17 protein-coding genes are annotated in these 17817 nt (G+C 58.0%); 12 read left to right on the top strand and 5 right to left on the bottom strand.

Annotated features, from left to right (window positions below; genetic code table 11):
* Positions 1 to 9 precede the first annotated feature (9 nt).
* Positions 10 to 810: a Fe-S cluster assembly ATPase SufC gene (gene sufC, locus AQ996_RS07460; RefSeq protein ID WP_055252285.1), complete on the bottom strand. Its 801-nt coding sequence runs from the start codon at positions 808 to 810 to the stop codon at positions 10 to 12.
* Positions 811 to 1034: 224 nt separating this feature from the next.
* On the opposite strand from sufC, the gene AQ996_RS07455 reads away from it, so the two are divergent.
* The 6 genes from AQ996_RS07455 to AQ996_RS07435 all read left to right on the top strand — a co-directional run bounded on the left by AQ996_RS07455 (position 1035) and on the right by AQ996_RS07435 (position 6101).
* Positions 1035 to 1466, top strand: a complete 432-nt coding sequence (locus AQ996_RS07455) for an RrF2 family transcriptional regulator (RefSeq protein WP_055252284.1) — start codon at positions 1035 to 1037, stop codon at positions 1464 to 1466.
* Between the two features lie 8 nt (positions 1467 to 1474).
* Entirely contained in the window at positions 1475 to 1762 is a 288-nt protein-coding gene (locus AQ996_RS07450) for a nucleotidyltransferase family protein (protein WP_055252283.1), read from the top strand.
* Positions 1749 to 2168 (top strand): HI0074 family nucleotidyltransferase substrate-binding subunit, encoded by a 420-nt coding sequence (locus AQ996_RS07445; RefSeq protein WP_035138648.1) that lies wholly within the window; start codon positions 1749 to 1751, stop codon positions 2166 to 2168. Before AQ996_RS07450 ends, AQ996_RS07445 begins: the two co-directional genes overlap by 14 nt.
* A 128-nt stretch (positions 2169 to 2296) precedes the next feature.
* Positions 2297 to 3634 (top strand): VgrG-related protein, encoded by a 1338-nt coding sequence (locus AQ996_RS07440; protein ID WP_055252282.1) that lies wholly within the window; start codon positions 2297 to 2299, stop codon positions 3632 to 3634.
* A gap of 276 nt (positions 3635 to 3910) precedes the next feature.
* Positions 3911 to 4102: a hypothetical protein gene (locus tag AQ996_RS09840; protein ID WP_148315903.1), complete on the top strand. Its 192-nt coding sequence runs from the start codon at positions 3911 to 3913 to the stop codon at positions 4100 to 4102.
* Positions 4103 to 4304: 202 nt separating this feature from the next.
* Positions 4305 to 6101, top strand: a complete 1797-nt coding sequence (locus tag AQ996_RS07435; protein ID WP_148315901.1) for an AAA family ATPase — start codon at positions 4305 to 4307, stop codon at positions 6099 to 6101.
* A gap of 24 nt (positions 6102 to 6125) precedes the next feature.
* On the opposite strand, the gene AQ996_RS07430 is transcribed toward AQ996_RS07435, so the two are convergent.
* Entirely contained in the window at positions 6126 to 7145 is a 1020-nt protein-coding gene (locus AQ996_RS07430; RefSeq protein WP_055252280.1) for a glycosyltransferase, read from the bottom strand.
* Positions 7146 to 7401: 256 nt separating this feature from the next.
* Between AQ996_RS07430 and AQ996_RS07425 the strand changes: the two genes are divergently transcribed.
* The 6 genes from AQ996_RS07425 (at position 7402) to AQ996_RS07400 (ending at position 15109) form a co-directional block, all read left to right on the top strand.
* Positions 7402 to 8505, top strand: coding sequence for a glycosyltransferase family 2 protein (locus tag AQ996_RS07425; protein ID WP_055252279.1), 1104 nt, complete (start codon positions 7402 to 7404; stop codon positions 8503 to 8505).
* Positions 8506 to 8511: 6 nt separating this feature from the next.
* Positions 8512 to 9552, top strand: a complete 1041-nt coding sequence (locus AQ996_RS07420; protein ID WP_055252278.1) for a glycosyltransferase family 2 protein — start codon at positions 8512 to 8514, stop codon at positions 9550 to 9552.
* Positions 9553 to 9626: 74 nt separating this feature from the next.
* Positions 9627 to 10745 carry a glycosyltransferase family 2 protein gene (locus AQ996_RS07415; RefSeq protein WP_055252277.1) on the top strand — a complete coding sequence of 373 codons (1119 nt, stop codon included), beginning with the start codon at positions 9627 to 9629 and terminating at the stop codon, positions 10743 to 10745.
* Between the two features lie 12 nt (positions 10746 to 10757).
* Positions 10758 to 11825, top strand: coding sequence for a glycosyltransferase family 2 protein (locus tag AQ996_RS07410; protein ID WP_055252276.1), 1068 nt, complete (start codon positions 10758 to 10760; stop codon positions 11823 to 11825).
* Entirely contained in the window at positions 11826 to 14312 is a 2487-nt protein-coding gene (locus tag AQ996_RS07405; protein WP_055252275.1) for a glycosyltransferase family 2 protein, read from the top strand.
* A 230-nt stretch (positions 14313 to 14542) separates the two neighbouring features.
* Positions 14543 to 15109: a DUF8462 domain-containing protein gene (locus AQ996_RS07400; RefSeq protein ID WP_187360521.1), complete on the top strand. Its 567-nt coding sequence runs from the start codon at positions 14543 to 14545 to the stop codon at positions 15107 to 15109.
* A 23-nt stretch (positions 15110 to 15132) separates the two neighbouring features.
* On the opposite strand, the gene AQ996_RS07395 is transcribed toward AQ996_RS07400, so the two are convergent.
* The 3 genes from AQ996_RS07395 to AQ996_RS07385 form a co-directional block, all read right to left on the bottom strand.
* On the bottom strand, positions 15133 to 15783 hold the full coding sequence (locus tag AQ996_RS07395; protein WP_055252274.1) for a nucleotidyl transferase AbiEii/AbiGii toxin family protein: 651 nt from the start codon (positions 15781 to 15783) through the stop codon (positions 15133 to 15135).
* The gene (locus AQ996_RS09950; protein ID WP_055252273.1) at positions 15783 to 16325 is read right to left on the bottom strand and encodes a type IV toxin-antitoxin system AbiEi family antitoxin domain-containing protein; all 543 of its coding nucleotides are present in this window, start codon (positions 16323 to 16325) and stop codon (positions 15783 to 15785) included. Before AQ996_RS09950 ends, AQ996_RS07395 begins: the two co-directional genes overlap by 1 nt.
* Positions 16326 to 16509: 184 nt before the next feature.
* Positions 16510 to 17454, bottom strand: coding sequence for a virulence RhuM family protein/type II toxin-antitoxin system death-on-curing family toxin (locus AQ996_RS07385; RefSeq protein WP_055252272.1), 945 nt, complete (start codon positions 17452 to 17454; stop codon positions 16510 to 16512).
* Between the last annotated feature and the right edge of the window lie 363 nt (positions 17455 to 17817).

Below are 17817 nucleotides of genomic sequence, written 5' to 3'. Positions count from 1 at the left end.
GTCGCCCCTTTACGCCTGCTGCTCGGCAGCGGCGGCCTCGGCCTGGGCGCGCTGCTCGGCGGCCTCGCGCTCGAAGGTCTCAAAGCCGTTCTTGTCGATCCAGGGGATGAGCGAGGCGTCGTCCTCGCGCACGATGTGACCCTTGACCATAACGTGGACGCGGTCGACATCCAGGTGCTCCAGGATGCGCGTGTTGTGCGTGATGATGAGCATGGAGCCGTCGCAGCTCTTGCGGTAGGCGTCCATGCCGTGGCTGACGGTGGACAGAGCGTCGACGTCCAGGCCCGAGTCGGTTTCGTCTAGGATGGCGAGCTTGGGCTGCAGCAGCAGAAGCTGGAGCATCTCGACCTTCTTTTTCTCGCCGCCCGAGAAGCCCACGCCCAGCTCACGGTTGAGGTAGGCGGTGTCCATGTTGAGCTCGGCCGCGAGCTCTTTGACGCGACGGCGGAACTCCTTGCCCTTCATCTCTAGGCCAGGGCGGCCGGCGATGCTGGCACGCAAAAAGCTCGACAGCGGCACGCCGGGGATCTCGACCGGTGCTTGGAAGCTCAGGAACAGGCCGGCGCGCGAGCGCTTGTCGGTGGTGAGCTCGGTGATGTCCTGGCCGTCAAAGACGATACGGCCGTCGTTGACCGTGTAGACGGGGTCGCCCATGACCAGGTGGCCGAGGGTGGACTTGCCGGCGCCGTTGGGACCCATCAACACGTGGGTCTCGCCGGCGGCGACGTTGAGGCTGACGTTGTGGAGGATGGTCTTCTCGTCCACGGAGGCGGTCAGACCTTCGATGGAAAGCAGCGGATTTGCGCTCATGCTGTCCCTCTCTGTATATGGTGTACTCATAGGTGTACTAAACCCTAGGAATCTTCTCGGAATAAAGTTACTATGGGTTCGGCGTTAGTCAAGGGAAAACCCGACTAATCCACTCGACTTTTCAAATTCTGGGACAAAATAACCTGTTGTGTTTGTCCCACTTACTTTAAATTTGGGACAAACAAACCTGGTTATGTTGTCCCAGATGCGATGGGAGGGTAGGTATGCTCATTTCTTCCAAGGGCCGCTATGCCCTCCGACTGATGATCTATATCGCGGCGCTGGGCGACGCCGAGGGCAAGATTGCCTTGCGCGAGGTTGCCGACCGCGAGCGCATTTCGCAGAAGTATCTGGAGCAGCTGGTGCGTCCGCTTATGAAGGCGGACCTGCTTAAGAGCGTGCGTGGCAAGGGCGGCGGCTACATGATGGCCAAGGACCCGGCCGAGGTGCGTGCCGGCGACATCTTGCGTGCCGTTGAGGGCAGCACGGCTCCGGTGGCGTGCGATGGCATCGACAACAGCTGCGCCCGCAGTGACTTGTGTTCCACCGTCAAGTTCTGGCGTGGTCTGGATGACGTGATCGAAAAGTACGTCGACGGCGTGACGTTGGCCGACCTGGCCGCCGTCCCCGAGATCAACTTTGACATTAAGCTGTAGGGCTGCAAATGGCATCTCTCGACAAGGTGTATAAGCAAATCGAAGTTTTTGCTCGGGAATGTGACGCCGAGACGGTCGTGTTGTTTGGTTCTCGTGCTCGAGGCGACAACTTGCCCAAGAGCGATATTGACATCGCCGTAGCAGGTTGCCGGGATTTCGGCCGTTTCTCATATTTGATCGAGGAACATCTTGATACTCTTTTAGATGTAGATGTCGTCAATCTCGATGAGCCCTTATCGCAGCAATTGCTCGATGAAATTGCCAGGGATGGTGTGATTCTGTATGAAAAAATATGAGAACTTTGCCAGCGCCTTGGCGAATCTTGAGGATGCGCCCAATCAGGATCTCAACAATGATTTTGTTCAGAGTGGATTGATTAATAAGTTCAATCTTCAATTTGAACTGAGCTGGAAGCTCCTTAAGCGTCTGCTCGAGTATGAGGGCGCCACGCTTGCCGCGTCGGGGTCTCCTCGTGCCATCTTGAAGGAGTCCTACCGATTCTACGACTTTATTGATGAGGCAGCCTGGCTGGATATGCTCAGAGACCGCAATACGAACGTCCATATCTACGACAACAAGCTCGCTCAAGATTTGATTCAGCGCATCTTGAACGTCTATATTCCCGCTTTCTGTCAGTTGAGAGACGGGCTGACGAAACGTTACGGCGAGCTTCTGTTGGCGCCCGACGACCAGTTTGTCTAATTCCTTAAGATTTCGCGGAGGGTTGTTGCCGTTTACCGAGGGGTTGTTGTGCAACAACGGGCGAGCTGCAATACTTATTTCTATCTTTGCAAACTGCACTTTAACTATACCAATGCAGGGAGGATCTTATGCAGCCCAAGCATTCTGCTATTGTCGCGGGCCTGACGCTGGCGCTTTCGTTTGGCGCCGTTACCGCGCCCGCGCCCGCCGCTGCCGAGGAGCCCACGCCGGGCGTTGCCTCGGATGCCACCGATATCGATAAGGGCCTTTACACCCAGCAGTCCTTCTCGGGCGTGCTGAGGTCGGTCCAGGGCGTTTCGTTTGTCAATGTGACCGACGAGATGAAGTACTTTACCAAGTACGAGAGCCACGGCAACTATAACCAGGGCTTTTCGTATGGCGACGGTTATAACGCGCTGGGCTATTACCAGTTCGACCGCCGTTGGTCGCTCATCCCGTTTATGAAGCAGGCCTACAACTACAACCCTGAAAAATACAGCATGCTCAAGGATGCGATTGATCGCGGCAGCGAGATTTCCAACACGAGCAATGCCATGTACGAGAACGGCCAGCTCACCGAGTTGGGCCGTATCGCTCAGGATGCCTTCCAAGGTGCGTACAACACCGATCCTGTTGAGTTCTCAGCACTTCAAGATGCCTATGCGTACAACTCGTACTATGCGGTGACCGAGGCGTGGCTCAAGAGCGGCCTTGGTATTGATATTTCGGGCCGTGCCGATTGCGTCAAGGGCATGGCGTGGAGCATTACCAACATGTGCGGCACCGGTGGCTGCAGGGACTTCTTCCGCTGGGCGAATCTTTCTAATGATATGACTGACCGTGAGTTTGTGACGGCGCTCTCCAATAGCGTGGTCAACAATGTCGCCACCAAGTATTCGAGCCAGCCCCAGTATCATGAGGGCTGGAAGAACCGTTATAAGAATGAGCTGAAGGACTGCTTGGCTTATATCGCCGAGGACGAGGCCGCTGCCGCTGCGACGCCCGTGCAGCCCGAGCCTACACCGGCGCCCTCGCCGACACCTGATTCGAATGACGACTCGAGTGACGATGCCAACGATGACAGGATGGATGCGCCCTCGACCGATGCTGACGGTAATGGCTCTGCTGGTGGCACTACCAACGACGGCTCTACCTCGAACGGCTCCAATTCGAACGGCTCTGCTGCGGGCGATTCGTCTTCAAGCTCTGCCGGCAATACGGACAGCGACGCTTCTGGTTCGACCGACGCTGACACCTCTAACTCATCCACCGGCTCGAGCGATTCGTCCGTTGACAACGGCTCTGGCTCTGACGCAACCCCTGATTCCGATGCTTCCAAGGACGACTCGAATAAGGCGCCGGACGCTCCCGTTGCTTCGCCGGACAAGAAGCCTTCTTTCTCCGAGCAGCTTGGTTCTACGCTGGGTTCTTCGCTGATGGCTGGCGTCAATAACGGCTCGGCCTAGAACAAGGACAACTCTGATCAGGCTTCCACGGAAAAGACCGAAGCCGCAAAGGGCGACTCCAAGGATAAGGCTTCCGAGAAGGTTGAATCCGATAAGGGTTCTAGCTCTGATGAGAAGGACGACAAGTCCGCTCAGAAGAAGGACGAGGACAAGAAGTCTGAATCTGAGGAGAAGGACAAGAACAAGGACAAGACCGAGGACGGAAAGCAGCAGGGCGAGGACAGCAGTAAGGGCAACACCGACAACCAGAACCAAGAGCAAAATGACTCCAAGACGGTGACCACTACAACCACCACTACAACGACTAAGACTTCGGGCGGTAACATGCCCAAGACGGGCGACCTTATCGTTATGGCGAGCCTTGCCAGCGCGAGCTTGGCCACGCTGGGCGCTACGTCTATCGTAAGTGGTAAGCATAAGCTCGATCAGCAGAAGAAGGCTTCTGGGGAGGACGACTCGGGGGAGTAGGCTCTCAGTTGCCAGATAACTAAATAGTCGGGACGGGGTCCGGTGCGAATGTATCGGGCCCCGTTTTGTTGTGCAACGATTAATTGTGCCCCCTCACACCTCTTGTTACTACCGTTGCCCGATATGTTTGCGCGGCGACATCGGTACATGCGATGCGGTCATTACAATTGGCATCGTGCTGCGATTTAGGGGGAACGTTTTGGTGTCTGAACAGGCAAATGTTGATTGTGCTGCTGGCTTTGGCGTGCGTTTGATCGGCTGTGCCGACGATGCGGCTTTGCCCATTGGCATGCACGACTATGCGGAGGCTCTTGGTTGCTGCACGCTGGTCGACAAGACCATGTTTATTGCCGATGTGTTGGACTGCGACGCGTCCGTTGTGGTGTGCTGTCGACCCGAGGGTTTTGGCAAAAGCATGAACTTGTCGACGCTCAGGGCTTTTCTGGAGCGTCCAGCGGTTGGTCGCGCTGATCAGCGTTTGTTTGCCAATGCTCAGATTTGGGATGCAGACGGTGGGCGCTATCGGGATGAATATGCTTGCTATCCGGTGATATCGCTGGACTTTTCTGGCGCTGCGAGGCGTGGTGCCGCTATTGCCGACGTCGTGCGCGATGCCCTTTCGGGCGAGTGCGCTCGCTTGTTGGCGCTCTTGGAGGCTCCTGATTTAGCTCGAGATAAGGTGCGTCACATCGAACGTGTCGCGCGTGGCGTGGCGAGCGCGGACGAGGTTGACTCGGTGCTCGGTGTGCTCATTGAGCTGCTGGAGATGGCCTGCGATGAGCAGGTTGTATTGCTCGTTGATGGGTACGATGCGGCGTGGTCTCGCCGTGCGAGCGCGAGGGACGCTTCCGACGCCGATCCGGCAGGGCTATTCGATCGCGTGCTGTTCGACGCCATTGCCACTGCGCGCGATTCGTTGCGGCTGACGTGTCTGATGGGGGAGTGTCCCGGTCCTGCCGAAGCGGCGCTTTCTTCGCGCAGTTGTTCGTATTGTCTGTCGACGCCGCTTTCGACGTGGTGTGACCGTTGGTTCGGCTTTTCGGATGCCGAGGTCCAGGCTCTGTTGAATCATGCTGGGCGCGAGGAATACCTTGATGATGCGCGTGAATGGCTCGAGGGATATCGGTTTGGCAGGGTCTATTGTTCGAGTCCGGCGCGCGTGATCGGTTTTCTGGACCGAGGCTGCACGGCGCCTGTGCGCGCCGATCTGTATGGGTATGCGGATTGCCTGAGTAGGGTAGTTGCCGGGTGGAATCTCGACCGCCTTTCGGTCTTGTTTGATTTGCTCGAGGCCCATGGGTGCGCTGAGGTCCCGCTTTGTTTGGGCACTGCAGAGCCAGATGTCTCGCCTGACGATGGCATGTGGACAGCGCTGTATCTGTCCGGTTTTCTCACGACGGATATGACTGAGGAGCCAGAGCATGGCAATCGCCTCCGTGCTTTGCGATTGCCCAATAACGAGCTTAGACAGGCCTTGCGTCTAGTGATTGTTGAGTGGTTTGAGTGCGCTGCCGAAGACATTCGAGACGTCGATGCGTTTCGCGACGGGCTGTGCCGTGGGAACGAGGATACCGTGAGGCGGGCGCTAAGCCGCATCCTGGGGGATGCGGGAATCGGTGAGACCGACCCAGATAAGCCGCTGCCATATCATCTGCTCTTGCAGGGGCTCTGCTTTGGCTTACCGGGCTATGCCAATCCTGCCTCGAGGCGAAAGTGTGGTGCGGGTCGCTGGGACATCCAGGTTTTCCCTACGGGTGCTGTGTTCGACGTAGCAGATACGATTGGCATGCTGGACGAGCGCCCGCTGATAACGATTAACTTGATGTATGACCCCGATGTGGATGCGCTGGGACTGGAATTGCTGGCCGTGCAGTCGCTACTCGACATAGAGCGCGACGGCATCGACGAAATCCGTGTGCCGCGCCCCGGCGTGGGTCGCATGCGCTGGGGGTTCGGTTTTGATGGGCAGCATGTGGCTACGGGGTGCCAGCGGCTTTAAGCGCCGAGGTGTTTCCGGCTTCCGTTACTCGGTGTCCTTCATGGGCGGCATGGGCTTCCAGTCGGGGTCCTTGATGATCTTGCGGGCGTCCTTCATGCCACGGCGCAGCGCCGGAATACCGGTCTTAAAGCACTTGTCAACGGCTGCCAGGCGAATGAACTCCTTGCAGAAGGTCGCGGCGTTGCCCAGACGGAACAGCACGGGGTGATAGTCGCCGTAGATTTGCATGTAGCGGGCCAGATAACCGCGGTTGCGCATGATGTAGTAGCGGTTGGTGTCGCTCGTGGAGTTGAGCTGGCGCTTGCCGGCGATGTCCCAGTTAGAGACGGCGCGGGCGCGCTTGAGCACCACGTCGGCCACAACGGCGGCGGGGAAGTGCTGGCTGGCTACGTAGCCGTAGCAGGCATCGTCGCCGTAGATAAAGAAGCGCGCGTCGGGCAGGCCGATTTTGTCGACCACGCGTCGCGAGAACATGCCGCCCTCAAAGCACAGCTGGTTCATGGCGCGGTAGCCCTCGGGACCCAGATCCCACTTGGCGATGGGGTTAGGGATGCCGAGCGAAAGGATGAGCTGGTACTGCCAAAAGAAGGCGCCGCCGTCAAAGTCCAGGCGCGAACCCTGGATGACATCGTAGCGGTCGGTCCACTTGGCAAGACGCTCGATGCCTTCGGGGATGACGAGCACATCGTCGTCCATCACCCAGAACCACTGAGCGCCCAGGTCGTAGGCGCATTTAGTGCCGGCGGAGAAGCCGCCCGCACCGCCGCCGTTTTTGAGCTGCGGGGCGTAGATGACACGGTCGGTGCCGCCCTGCGCGTCGGGCTGCTCGGTGTCGATGCCCCACAGGTTGGCCAGGCGCTCGTTGAATGCGGTGCACATGGCCTCGGTCTCGCGCGAATTCTCGTTATCGACAATCACGATGCGCCAGGGCGTTGCCGTGAGCTCGGTCATGGAGTCGAACAAGTTGGCCAGGAGTTCCTGGCGCTTGTACGTAACGACGACGATGGCGAGCTTGTCGATGGGAGCGGGAAGGGTTGAAGGCATGGGGCAATATATCCTTTCACGCGCGGCGGGCGAGTGCTGCGCGGAAGCTATCGAATACGTCCTTGGGACTGTCCTATTGTAAAGGCTCGGCGCACCTTAGCGGCAAGCTTTGAATAAAACGCAGGAACCTGCCATGGGCCCGCCGCATGACGTGGGGCTGCTTTGCCCGCAAGAGGCTCCATAGATTATATAAACGCCCGCTGGCGCGCTGACCCTTTGATACCATGAAACGACAGGTATTTCCTAAGGAGCACATTTGTCTACTAACGCCTCTGGCAGCCCTGTTCTGTCGCTGCTTATTCCCATTTACAATGTTCAGCGCTACCTGCGCGAGTGCCTCGATTCCGCCCTGGCGCAGACGCTCAAGGATATTGAGATCGTCTGCATTAACGACGGGTCGACCGACAACTCGCCGGCGATTATCCGCGAGTATATGGAGCGCGATAGGCGCGTCAAGATGATCGACAAGGCCAACAGCGGCTACGGCGACTCGATGAACCACGGTCTGGAGATGGCGCGTGGCAAGTACGTTGGCATCTTGGAGTCCGATGACTTTATGGCGCCCGACGCACTCGAAAAGCTTGTCTCGGCCGCCGATAGCAATAATGCCGACTTTGCGAAGGCGAACTTTGATTTCTACTGGTCTAAGCCCGAGGAGCGCCGTTCGCTGCACGAGATGTTTAAGGCCAAGGACTGCGGTAAGCCGGTGCACCCGAGCGACACGACGCAGTTCTTTAAGCAGAAACCGTCGATTTGGTCGGCTGTGTACCGTCGCGATTTTCTTGAGCGCAACGGCATCAAGTTCTTGCCGACTCCGGGAGCATCCTTTCAGGACACGTCGTTTGCCTTTAAGGTGATTGCCTGCGCCGACAAGGCCGTTTACCTGCACGATGCCGTGCTTTCGTATCGTCAGGACAACGAGAACTCCTCGGTCAATTCTTCGGCTAAGGTCTTTTGCGTCAATACCGAGTATGCCGAGATTGAGCGTTGGATTCGTGAGGATTATGCCCGCGACCACGTAAGCGGCGATGTCGCGCGCATGCTCAAGTTCAATCAGCTCATTAAGTACGATTCGTACATGTGGAACTACGTGCGCCTGGCGCCTAAGTTCTATAAGGAGTTCCTGGTTCAGATGGCCAAGGAGTTCCAAGCGGCCTTGGACGCCGGGGACTTTTCGCTTGACGACCTCAAGCCGTGGAAGCGCGCAAATCTCGCTGCCATCCTCAAAGATCCTGAGGGCTGGGTTGACGAGCATCCGAGTTTTGCGACGGATGGTGCCTTGGGGCGTGCTAAGTATTACGCCTCGGTTGGAGGCCCAGGCGTGGTCGCTGCCTTCCTCATCGAATCGCTGAGGGGATAGGTCGACATGGGAGAGACTTTGACCCCCAAAGCGACCATTGTCGTTCCCGTCTACAATTCGTCGCGCTCCATTCAGCGATGCCTCGATTCGCTGTTGGCCCAGTCCGAGCGCTCGATTCAGGTTGTCTGCGTCAACGACGGTTCGACTGATGATTCGTTGAACGCGTTGCGTCAGATCGCGCAGGCCGACGATCGCGTACTGGTGATTGACCAGGAAAACGCGGGCGTCTCGTGTGCTCGAAATGCGGGTATCGATGCCGCCGAGGGCGAGACCGTCTTTTTTGTGGACGCCGACGATTACATCGATGCCCAGACGGTCGAGCGCGTGCTGCATGCCATGGAGTCTGCGGATGCCGAGGCCGCCGTTTTTGGCGGCGCCTGTGAACCTGCCGATGCTGCCCCCAAACGCGTCCAGCAACTCATGAGCCCCAAAGCTGGTACCTTCGGCGCCCGTGATCCCCAACTGCTGTTCCATTCGAATACGCAGCCCTATGCCTGCCGTGCGGCTTTTTCGCGCGAGCTGCTCAATCGCGAAGGCATTCGCTTCGCCCCCGGTTTGGCTTTGGGCGAGGACGTCGTCTTCCAATTTGCGGCTTATGCGCTTGCCCACAGGACCGTCGTCATGCCGGACAAGTTCTACCACTACGTGATGGAGAGCGAATCGGCGACGCACGAGTTCAACAGTGTCGAGGCTCGCGCCAAAAAGCTCGATGCCCATATGAGAATGCTCGAGGAGGTCTTGGAGGACTGGGCGGGCTACGGTCTTATGGACCTGTGTCCCGGCGAGCTGATCACCTGGTTCCTGGACCTTATCGTGTTTGATTTGGCGCGCTTGGATTCCGATGACTTCCATCGCGTGGCGGCTCGCGTCAACATGGACCTCACGACGTTTTTGGGAACGGAGTGGGCGGATATGCCTGCTAAGGGCGCCGTTCGCCGTGTTGCCCACAAGCTCGTTGCGGCGACCCCGGACGTTTCGATGGCAGATGCCACGCTGTTCTATCTTTCGACTCGCGGTCTCAAAGCCTGCCTGGAGCGCTTTATATAATTCCAAGCGCTGCCGCCCGCCGCAACCCGGCTGCTAAAATAACCCTGTTACACGCTATTCAACAGGAGGTTCTCTTGCAGAACTCTGATACCCCTATAGTTTCGCTGCTTGTTCCCATTTGCAATGTCGAACGCTACCTGCGCGAGTGCCTCGATTCTGCCGTGACTCAGACGCTCAAGGACATCGAGATCATCTGCATTAACGACGGGTCGACCGACAGCTCGCCGGCGATTATCCGCGAGTACATGGAGCGCGACTCCCGTGTCAAGATGATCGACAAAGCCAACAGCGGCTACGGCGACTCGATGAACCGCGGCCTGGAGATGGCGCGCGGTGAGTACGTGGGCATCCTTGAGTCCGACGACTTTATGTTTGAGGATTCGCTCCAAAAGCTGGTCGCCAAGGCCGATGCTGAGCATGCCGATGTGGTGAAGGGCGACTTTTACCTGTATTGGTCCACGCCCAGCGAGCGCCGTGAGCTGTTTGGGATCATCGACGAGCATATGACGGGCGCCGCGTATCGCCCTGTCGATCGCCCGGGCATCTTCTACCGCAAACCTTCCATTTGGTCGGCTATCTATCGGCGCGAGTTCCTCAACGACAATCAGATTCGGTTCCTTCCCACGCCGGGTGCCTCGTATCAGGACGCAGGCTTTAACTTTAAGGTTTGGGCTTGCGCCGAGCGTGCCGCGTTTATTGCGGACCCCATTTTGTGCTATCGCCAGGATAACGAGAAGAGCTCCGTTAATTCGCCCAACAAGGTATTTTGCGTGTGCGACGAATACGCCGAGATGCAGCGCTTTTTGGATGAACGCCCCGAGCTTAAGGCTCAGCTTCAGGGTATTTTAATGCGCATGAAGGTCGATACGTACCGTTGGAATGATGAGCGCCTGGTCGATGAACTGCGCGAGCAGTTTTGGAAGAAAGCCTCGTCCGAGCTCAAGGCCGACTGGGATGCTGGTCGCTTTGATCTGTCGCTGTTTGATCCGCGTGGCGAGACCGACTTGCGCCTGATGGTCAAGTCGCCCCGCGCCTATATCGATTCGCGCTTTGATTTTAAGAAGCCGGGCAAGCTCAATACGTTTAAGCACTACTTTAAGATCGGCGGCCTGCCGCTGGTCTGGCGCGTGCTGACGTATCAGCGCACTTACGGTGACAACCCGCACCCTGATGACGTTCCGGCCGCACAGTAGGAGCGCGTGATTATGGTTACCCCCAAGATTTCCGTTGTCGTTCCCATCTACAAGGTGGAGGATTGCCTGGCATGGTGCCTGGACTCCCTACTCGCGCAGGATATGCCCGGTTGGGAAGGTGTGCTGGTTAACGATGGCTCGCCGGATGGGTCGCGCGACATCGCCGCTGCCTATTGCGAAAAGGACGCGCGCTTTACGCTGATTGATAAACCCAACGGTGGTTTGTCGAGCGCCCGTAACGCGGGTATCGCTGCGTCCTCGGCTCCTATCGTCGCGTTTTTGGATTCCGACGACCGCTTTACGCCCGATGCATGCCGCGTGATCGTCGATGCCTTTGAGCGCGAGGACTGCGACGTTTTGACCTTTGGCGCGAACCCGTATCCGCTGGAGGCAGGGTATCCGTGGCTTAACTATGTGCTGAGCCCGCGCGATGTGTCATTTGAGGGCTATAGCACCGACCTGCTGTTTAAGGAAGCGTCTCGCCCCTTTGCATGGCGCACCGCCTGCAAGCGTGAGTTTTTGCTGGGCAACGGGATCGTGTTCGACGAAACCGTTAAGTATGGCGAGGACCAGGTCTTCGATTTTGCCGTGTACGGTCGTTCGTGCAAGACTTCGCTTATCTCGAACAAGCTGTATGACTACCGTGTGGCGCGCAAGGGCTCGCTCATGGACATCATGCGCTATGACGACGAGACGCGCCTGCTAGAGCACGTGAAGATTTACTCCGCGGTGCTGGCTGACTGGCAGCGCGATGGTCTCGATGCCCAGCATGCCGATGACCTGGCATATTTCCTGTGCGATCTGGTGCTGTACGATGCGCTCAGGCTGTTGGGTACGGACTGCGGCAAGGTGTTTGCTGCCGTTGCCACGGCGCTTGCCGGCTCTGCCGTGGGCAGCGATACTGCGCTCGCGCAATGCGCTCCTTCTGTTGCTGCTATGGTGCGTGCAGCGCTTACCAGCAATGCCCCCAATGCCCGTGCGTGCAAAAAGCTCATGTTCGATTACGACGTCTTGAGGTTTGGGCGCCTGGGTGCCTGCAAACGCATGGCAGCGAACGCCCTTGGAAAGCGAGAAGTGTAGATGAGTATCAAGCGTTTGGCACTTTGCCGCAGTCAGGGCCGTCTGTTTGTGCTGCTTCGTTTTGCCGGTCAGGATGTCGCCGCGCTTATCGAGCGGGAGGGTTCTCAGGCGTTTGCCCATGCGACAACGAGCGGTTCTTGTGTGCCGTCGCTGGTGTTCCCAGTCGATCATGGCCGTGTGCTGGCGCTTTGCCCTTCCGTTTCCGATTACGAGCGCGAGCTCGCTGTCTTGGTGCTTCCGTTTTTGGATGGCTCTGCGATCGACGCTGCATTTGTGTCCGGTGGCCAAAAGCTTGGCGCCATTCGCCTCGATAGCCGCGTGGCCAAGCTGGAATCCAAGATTAACTACAAAGCAAAGCCTGCGATGTGTGCGCTTGTTCGCGATGCACAGCGCAGCGAGTGCTGCGGTCGCTATGAGATCGATGCCGTTCGTTATTTACCGGCAGACGCCGGCGCGGTGTGGCGCTATGAGGTTACCTGGGCTGGAGACCTCCAGTGCGCACCTGAGCTCCAGATCTTCGATGCGCATATGAATGTCATCGATGCCACCGTGCATGTGTTTGAATCGCAGGGCGATGTGCCGCAGCGCAACGGTTGCCGCGTCAATAAAACGTATCTGAGCGTAGAGATGCCTCAGGATATACGGGATTTTGTCGCGATTGCGAGTGATCCCACAGAGCAGATTCAGAGCGGTTTTTGCGCCATGGATGGTCGCCTGTACAACGGCATGGTCGACGACAGTTGGAACCGCATGAAGGACGCGCGTGCAGACGACGCAGCTTATCGACGTTGGTTTGAACGGCATCGCGCAAAGCCGGCCGATTTGGCGTGCCAGCGTGTCGCTTCGGCGGCCTTTGCCTATAGACCGCTCGTGAGCATTGTGGTGCCGTGCTACAAGACAGATCGGGTCTACCTGCGCGAGCTGCTGGACTCGGTGCTAGCCCAGAGCTATGACAACTGGGAATTGCTGCTTATGGACGCCTCGCCCGAATGGGATGCGGTGGCCAATCTTGCGGCTGCCGCCAATGACGAGCGGGTTTGTCGTATTGAGCTGCCTGGCAACGGCGGCATTGTGCTCAACACCAACGCTGGTATTCAGCAGGCGACTGGAGACTACATCGCGTTCTTGGACCATGACGACATTCTGGAACCGGACGCGTTATTCCAGTATGTTTCCGCGCTGAACAAGGCTGCCGAGGGCGAGCGTCCCCAGGTCCTGTTCTGCGACGAGGACATGTTCCAGAAAACGGGGGAGTGGGGCCAGCCGGTCTTTAAGACCAAACTCAACGTTGACCTGCTCTATAGCCATAACTGCGTGACGCATTTCCTGATGGTGGAGAAGGCGCTTATCGATCGTATTGGCATGTCCCCAGAAGACGTTGCGGGCGCCCAGGACTACGACCTGACGCTTCGCTGCCTTGCGGCGGGCGCGCGGTTTGAGCATGTTGCGCACGTGCTGTATCACTGGCGCGTTCATCCGGGGTCGACCGCCGATGGCTCTGCCGATAGCAAGCCGTATGCCATTGAAGCCGGGCGCCTTGCGCTGCAGCGTCACTTTAACGAGCTGGGCATTTGCGGAACGGTCGAGGAGACCGAGACGCCGTTTGTCTATCGCATGCGCTATGCGCTGCCGGAGCCTGCGCCGCTGGTGAGCATTGTGATTCCCACCAAGGACCACGTTGAGACGCTCGATGCCTGTGTGATGTCGATTGCCCAGAAGGCCACGTATGCCAACTATGAGATCGTCTTGGTGGAGAACAACAGCGAAGCCCCGGAGACGTTTGCGTATTACGAAACCCTTCTGGAGCGCATAGCGGCTGCATCTGGTGGCAAGGGCACGGCGCGCGTTGAGTGGTGGCCGGGCGAGTTCAATTACTCCCAGATCATCAACTTTGGCGTTGAGCATGCCAAGGGCGACTATCTGCTGCTGTTGAACAACGATACCGAGGTCATAAGCCCCGGCTTTATTGAAGAGATGATGGGCTATCTGATGCGTCCCGATGCGGGCGTGGTGGGCGCCAAACTCTATTTTGCCGATCATCTGGTGCAGCATGCCGGCATTTTGGTTGGCGTGCGCGGCGCACTTGCCCATGCCAACCAGGACTTCTCGGCAAAGCGCGAGGGATACCTTGCCCGTGCTGTACGTCCCGGCAACTTTAGCGCCGTAACGGGCGCCTGCCAGATGGTTCGTCGCGACGTGTTTGAGCAGGTCGGAGGCTACAACGAGGAGTTCGCCGTCGGCTTTAACGACGCGGACTTTTGCCTCCGTGTGCGGGAGGCGGGCTACCGCACCATCTTTACGCCCTATGCCGAGCTGTACCACTACGAGTTCACCTCGCGCGGCAGGGAAGAGGCCAACGAGGAAAAGCTGCGCCGCTGGAAGCGAGAGCAGGCACTGTTCATGCAGCGCTGGCCGGAGTTCTTCCTCGATGGCGATCCGTGGTTGGGGCCAAACCTATCTGCCGAGAGTGAGTATTTCTCGGTCTAAGGCAATGGGTTTAGGAAGTCCTGAACTTTCTTTCGCTATGAGCTTGGAAGAAAGCAATGGTGGACTACTAACTAAGTCATATTACGAAAGCTCGATACTTCCGCGATAAGTTTATACAAGCTTATACAGCTCGATACTTCCGCGATAAGTTTATACAAGCTTATACAGCTCGATATTATTCGATATAAGTAGATATCGCACTTGCCTTTGCCGGCTTACCCGCCGGCGTTATGGATCTTATTAACGGCAAGGCGCTTACGTTCTTGCGTCGTGCCCTCTCCGAAGATCTGGCGCCTATCAACCAGGTGGAGGTAGCGCTCTCTATGGGCGATAGCTTTGTCGCGACTGGTTTGACCATAGAGGACGATCTTCTGTCGAGAGCCGCTAAGGCCACTAAGGGCTATGCCTATCTGGTGCAACTGGTCGGTTACTCCATTTGGCAACGCGCCAACTTGCATCGTGCCAAAAGTGCCATTGTGAGCGAGGGCGACGTCACCGAAGGCATTGCGCTGGCAGAGGCTCGTTTTCACGATGTTGTTCACGAGCCCGCGATTTCTGGACTTGGACTCAACGATATCAAATACCTTTTGGCCATGTGCGAGGATAAGCAGCAGTCCAAATCATCTGAGATTGCTAAACGCATGGGTAAAAAGACCAATGAGGTCAGCTCTATTAGGGCTAAGCTGCTTCAAAGAGAGGTTATTCAAGCTCCGCAGAGGGGCTACGTGCAGTTTGCCGTGCCGGACCTAGATATCTATCTGCGAGAGAACGCCGCGGAGATTCTCGAGCGGTTCTAAATCGAGGCATGAATAGCCGCCGGTTAACTGCCCTTGTCGACTTGGCTCGCGTCCCCCCAATCTAGTAGACTCTGAACCGTTGCTAGATTGGGGGGATTTTCCATGAAACGCTCCATGAAACGAGTTTCCGGGGCCGTTCGGATGCCGTGGCGCAGCAGGGACTTGAGCTTCTCGGCGAACACCTGCTCTTTCGAGTTCGCAAGCAGGCAGACGCCCTCCTGCCGGTGTGCCACGTCGAACCACAGCTCGTCCTGCTCCATCGCAGCGCTCGCGTGGACCCCCAGGTCGAGCTTCGTGTCGAACGTGCTGCGCCCGTCGCTGACCTTGAGGTTGACGCGCCTGCCCTTGTAGTCCTGCTGCGACAGCTCCTCTATCTCGCCGGCGATGCGGACGGTTACGCCGTCGCCGAGGTTCGAGAGGGCGGACACAAAGGAGCGAATGGAGGCGTCGGTCATCGGGTACCGCACGAAGTCGAGGTCTATGTCCTGGGTTGCGCGGCGCCCGCTCCCCGACAGCGCGCACATCAGGACCCCTCCCTTGACCGTCACTCGGTCGCGCATGCCGGATGCCGCCAGCTTTGAGAGGATCACGTCCTGGCAGACGCGCGCGGTCGCGTTGAGGCAGGAGTAGCCCTCCTCGCGCTCGTAGCGCGCCCTCATCTCGTTCAGGTCCATCAGAATACCTCCTCCATGGCGCGCTCGAGGTGTGCCTCGCCGTGCGGGATTGCCTCCGCGTAGTCCTGCAGCCTGTATATGTCCAGCCGCTCCGACCGCCTGCGGAACGAGGCGACGGCCTCCCGGTAGAGGTCGTAGGGCAGCTTGTTGCGCGAGCGCATGAGCTCGAGGAGCATGCGCTCGGGGTCGTAAGCGGCAAGCTCGGTCCCGTCCACCGAGACGGTCGACCTCCCGACGCCCAGCCATCCCTCCGGGATGAAGTGCTGGCGCACGGCGGCGTCGCGTATCTTGGTCCCACCGCGCTTCGTGGCCAGGTCGATCCGGTCGGGGGGCGCGGTCACGAGCCCGTGGGCGTAGAGCGCGGTCTGCCCGGTCAGGATGCCCCCGGGGTAGCGCTTCGCGATCACGGCGAGGGCGTCCTCGTCCCGGTTGGTCGAGTACATCCCTCGGCCGACGGGGTGGAGCGTCCCTTCCGACACCGCCTTGCGAACGCGGTACCTGCTCCCGAGTTCAGCCAGCGCCTCCCGGTAGGTGATCACCATGCCGGCCTCCCCTCGAAAGCCATATAAGCCTACATCTGATGACAATTGTAGGCTTATATGGCTTTTCATGGAACGACTCATTGCGGCACCTCCCTCGCCATGACGGTGCCTTACTTTGATGGCCCTTTCCTCGTTTGCATCTGCTATATGAAGGAACGTCGATTCTGGTGCTCGGGCGAAGGCGCTACGCGATGAAATTCTCCACCAGCGTAACCATGGAGTCCTTCTCGCTTGGGTCAGAGAGGGCAATCATGAGCGTCATGGCCGCGAGCGCGTTGCCCTCCACGCGGAGTCTTTCGCCGTTGCGCAGTATCCCGTTCTTGTCGAGGAAGTGAATGAAGAGCGCCGCTGCAGAGCGCTTGTTGCCATCCAAGAATGGATGGTCCTTCACTACGAGGTAGAGAAGGTTGGCGGCCTTTGCTTGAACGGAGGGATATAGGTCTTGGTCGCCAAAGCCCTGATAGAGGGCGCTGATGATTCCGGCGAACTGGTTGTCCCGCTCTCGTCCGAACAGGGTGGACGACGAGTAGAACGGTAGGCTGCGGATGACTTCGAGGGCTTCGGTGTAACCGAGCTCCCAGTTGGGCTCGTTGCCCTGGGGCGCCTTCATCCTTCCCGTGTCGTATTCATCGAGCAGAGTCAGGCTCGGAAGGTACTTCTGTAGAATTTCTGCCGCACCGGAGAGTTCCGGAGTACTCGACCTCTCGAGGACCTTGAAGACCGTTCCGAGCGCCTCGAGTCTCTTTTGGTTGATGGAGTATCCCTGGAGTAGATGCTGCTTGAGCACGCCATTTGCCCACCGGCGGAAGTACACGCCCTGCTGAGACTTCACGCGGTAGCCAACCGAGATGATCATGTCGAGGTTGTAGTGCTCGACCTGACGTTTGACCGTTCTTGTTCCCTCTAAGCGAACTATTTCAAAAAATGAAATAGTTCGAATTCCGGCAAGCTCTTCCTTTGCTGCGGAATGAATGTGCTTGGAGATAGTCGGCACTCCGCGCCCGAACAACGTCGCCATCTGCTGCTGGGTTAGCCAGACCGTATCGCCGTCGACGCGCACGTCAAGGTGGACTGCGTGGTCGGGGTCCTCGTACAAAGCGATCTGCTGGCTTGCGTTGGAATTGTCCATGATGTATGCCCCTTCGGTTTAGTCGACATGCTATGATCCGCACGCCGGAGGACGAGTGGTTTCAACATGCCGGTATTGCGTAGCTTCAACCGGCATCCCGCCGGTCAGTCGGCGTCGCGTGCGCCGGCTAAGCCAGGGTCGGGGCAGCGGGGATCCGCGGCGCCGGCGCTTCGTACCATTGGGGGCCTCCGAAGCGACTTTCACTCTGTCTTATTCTGGTAGATACAGTGTACCACGAAACGCGAACATGCGTACGTATTTCTGTTTAAATTTGGCTCTGTTAGACCAGGAGTGACATAAATCCGATGTCACCGCGACGGGCTATCCTTCATTAACGTTGAAGGAGGAACCATGGACGCCGAC

The organism is Collinsella aerofaciens (genome assembly GCF_001404695.1).
GTDB classification, from domain to species: Bacteria; Actinomycetota; Coriobacteriia; order Coriobacteriales; family Coriobacteriaceae; genus Collinsella; species Collinsella aerofaciens_E.
This window is presented reverse-complemented; position numbering and strand designations above follow the sequence as displayed.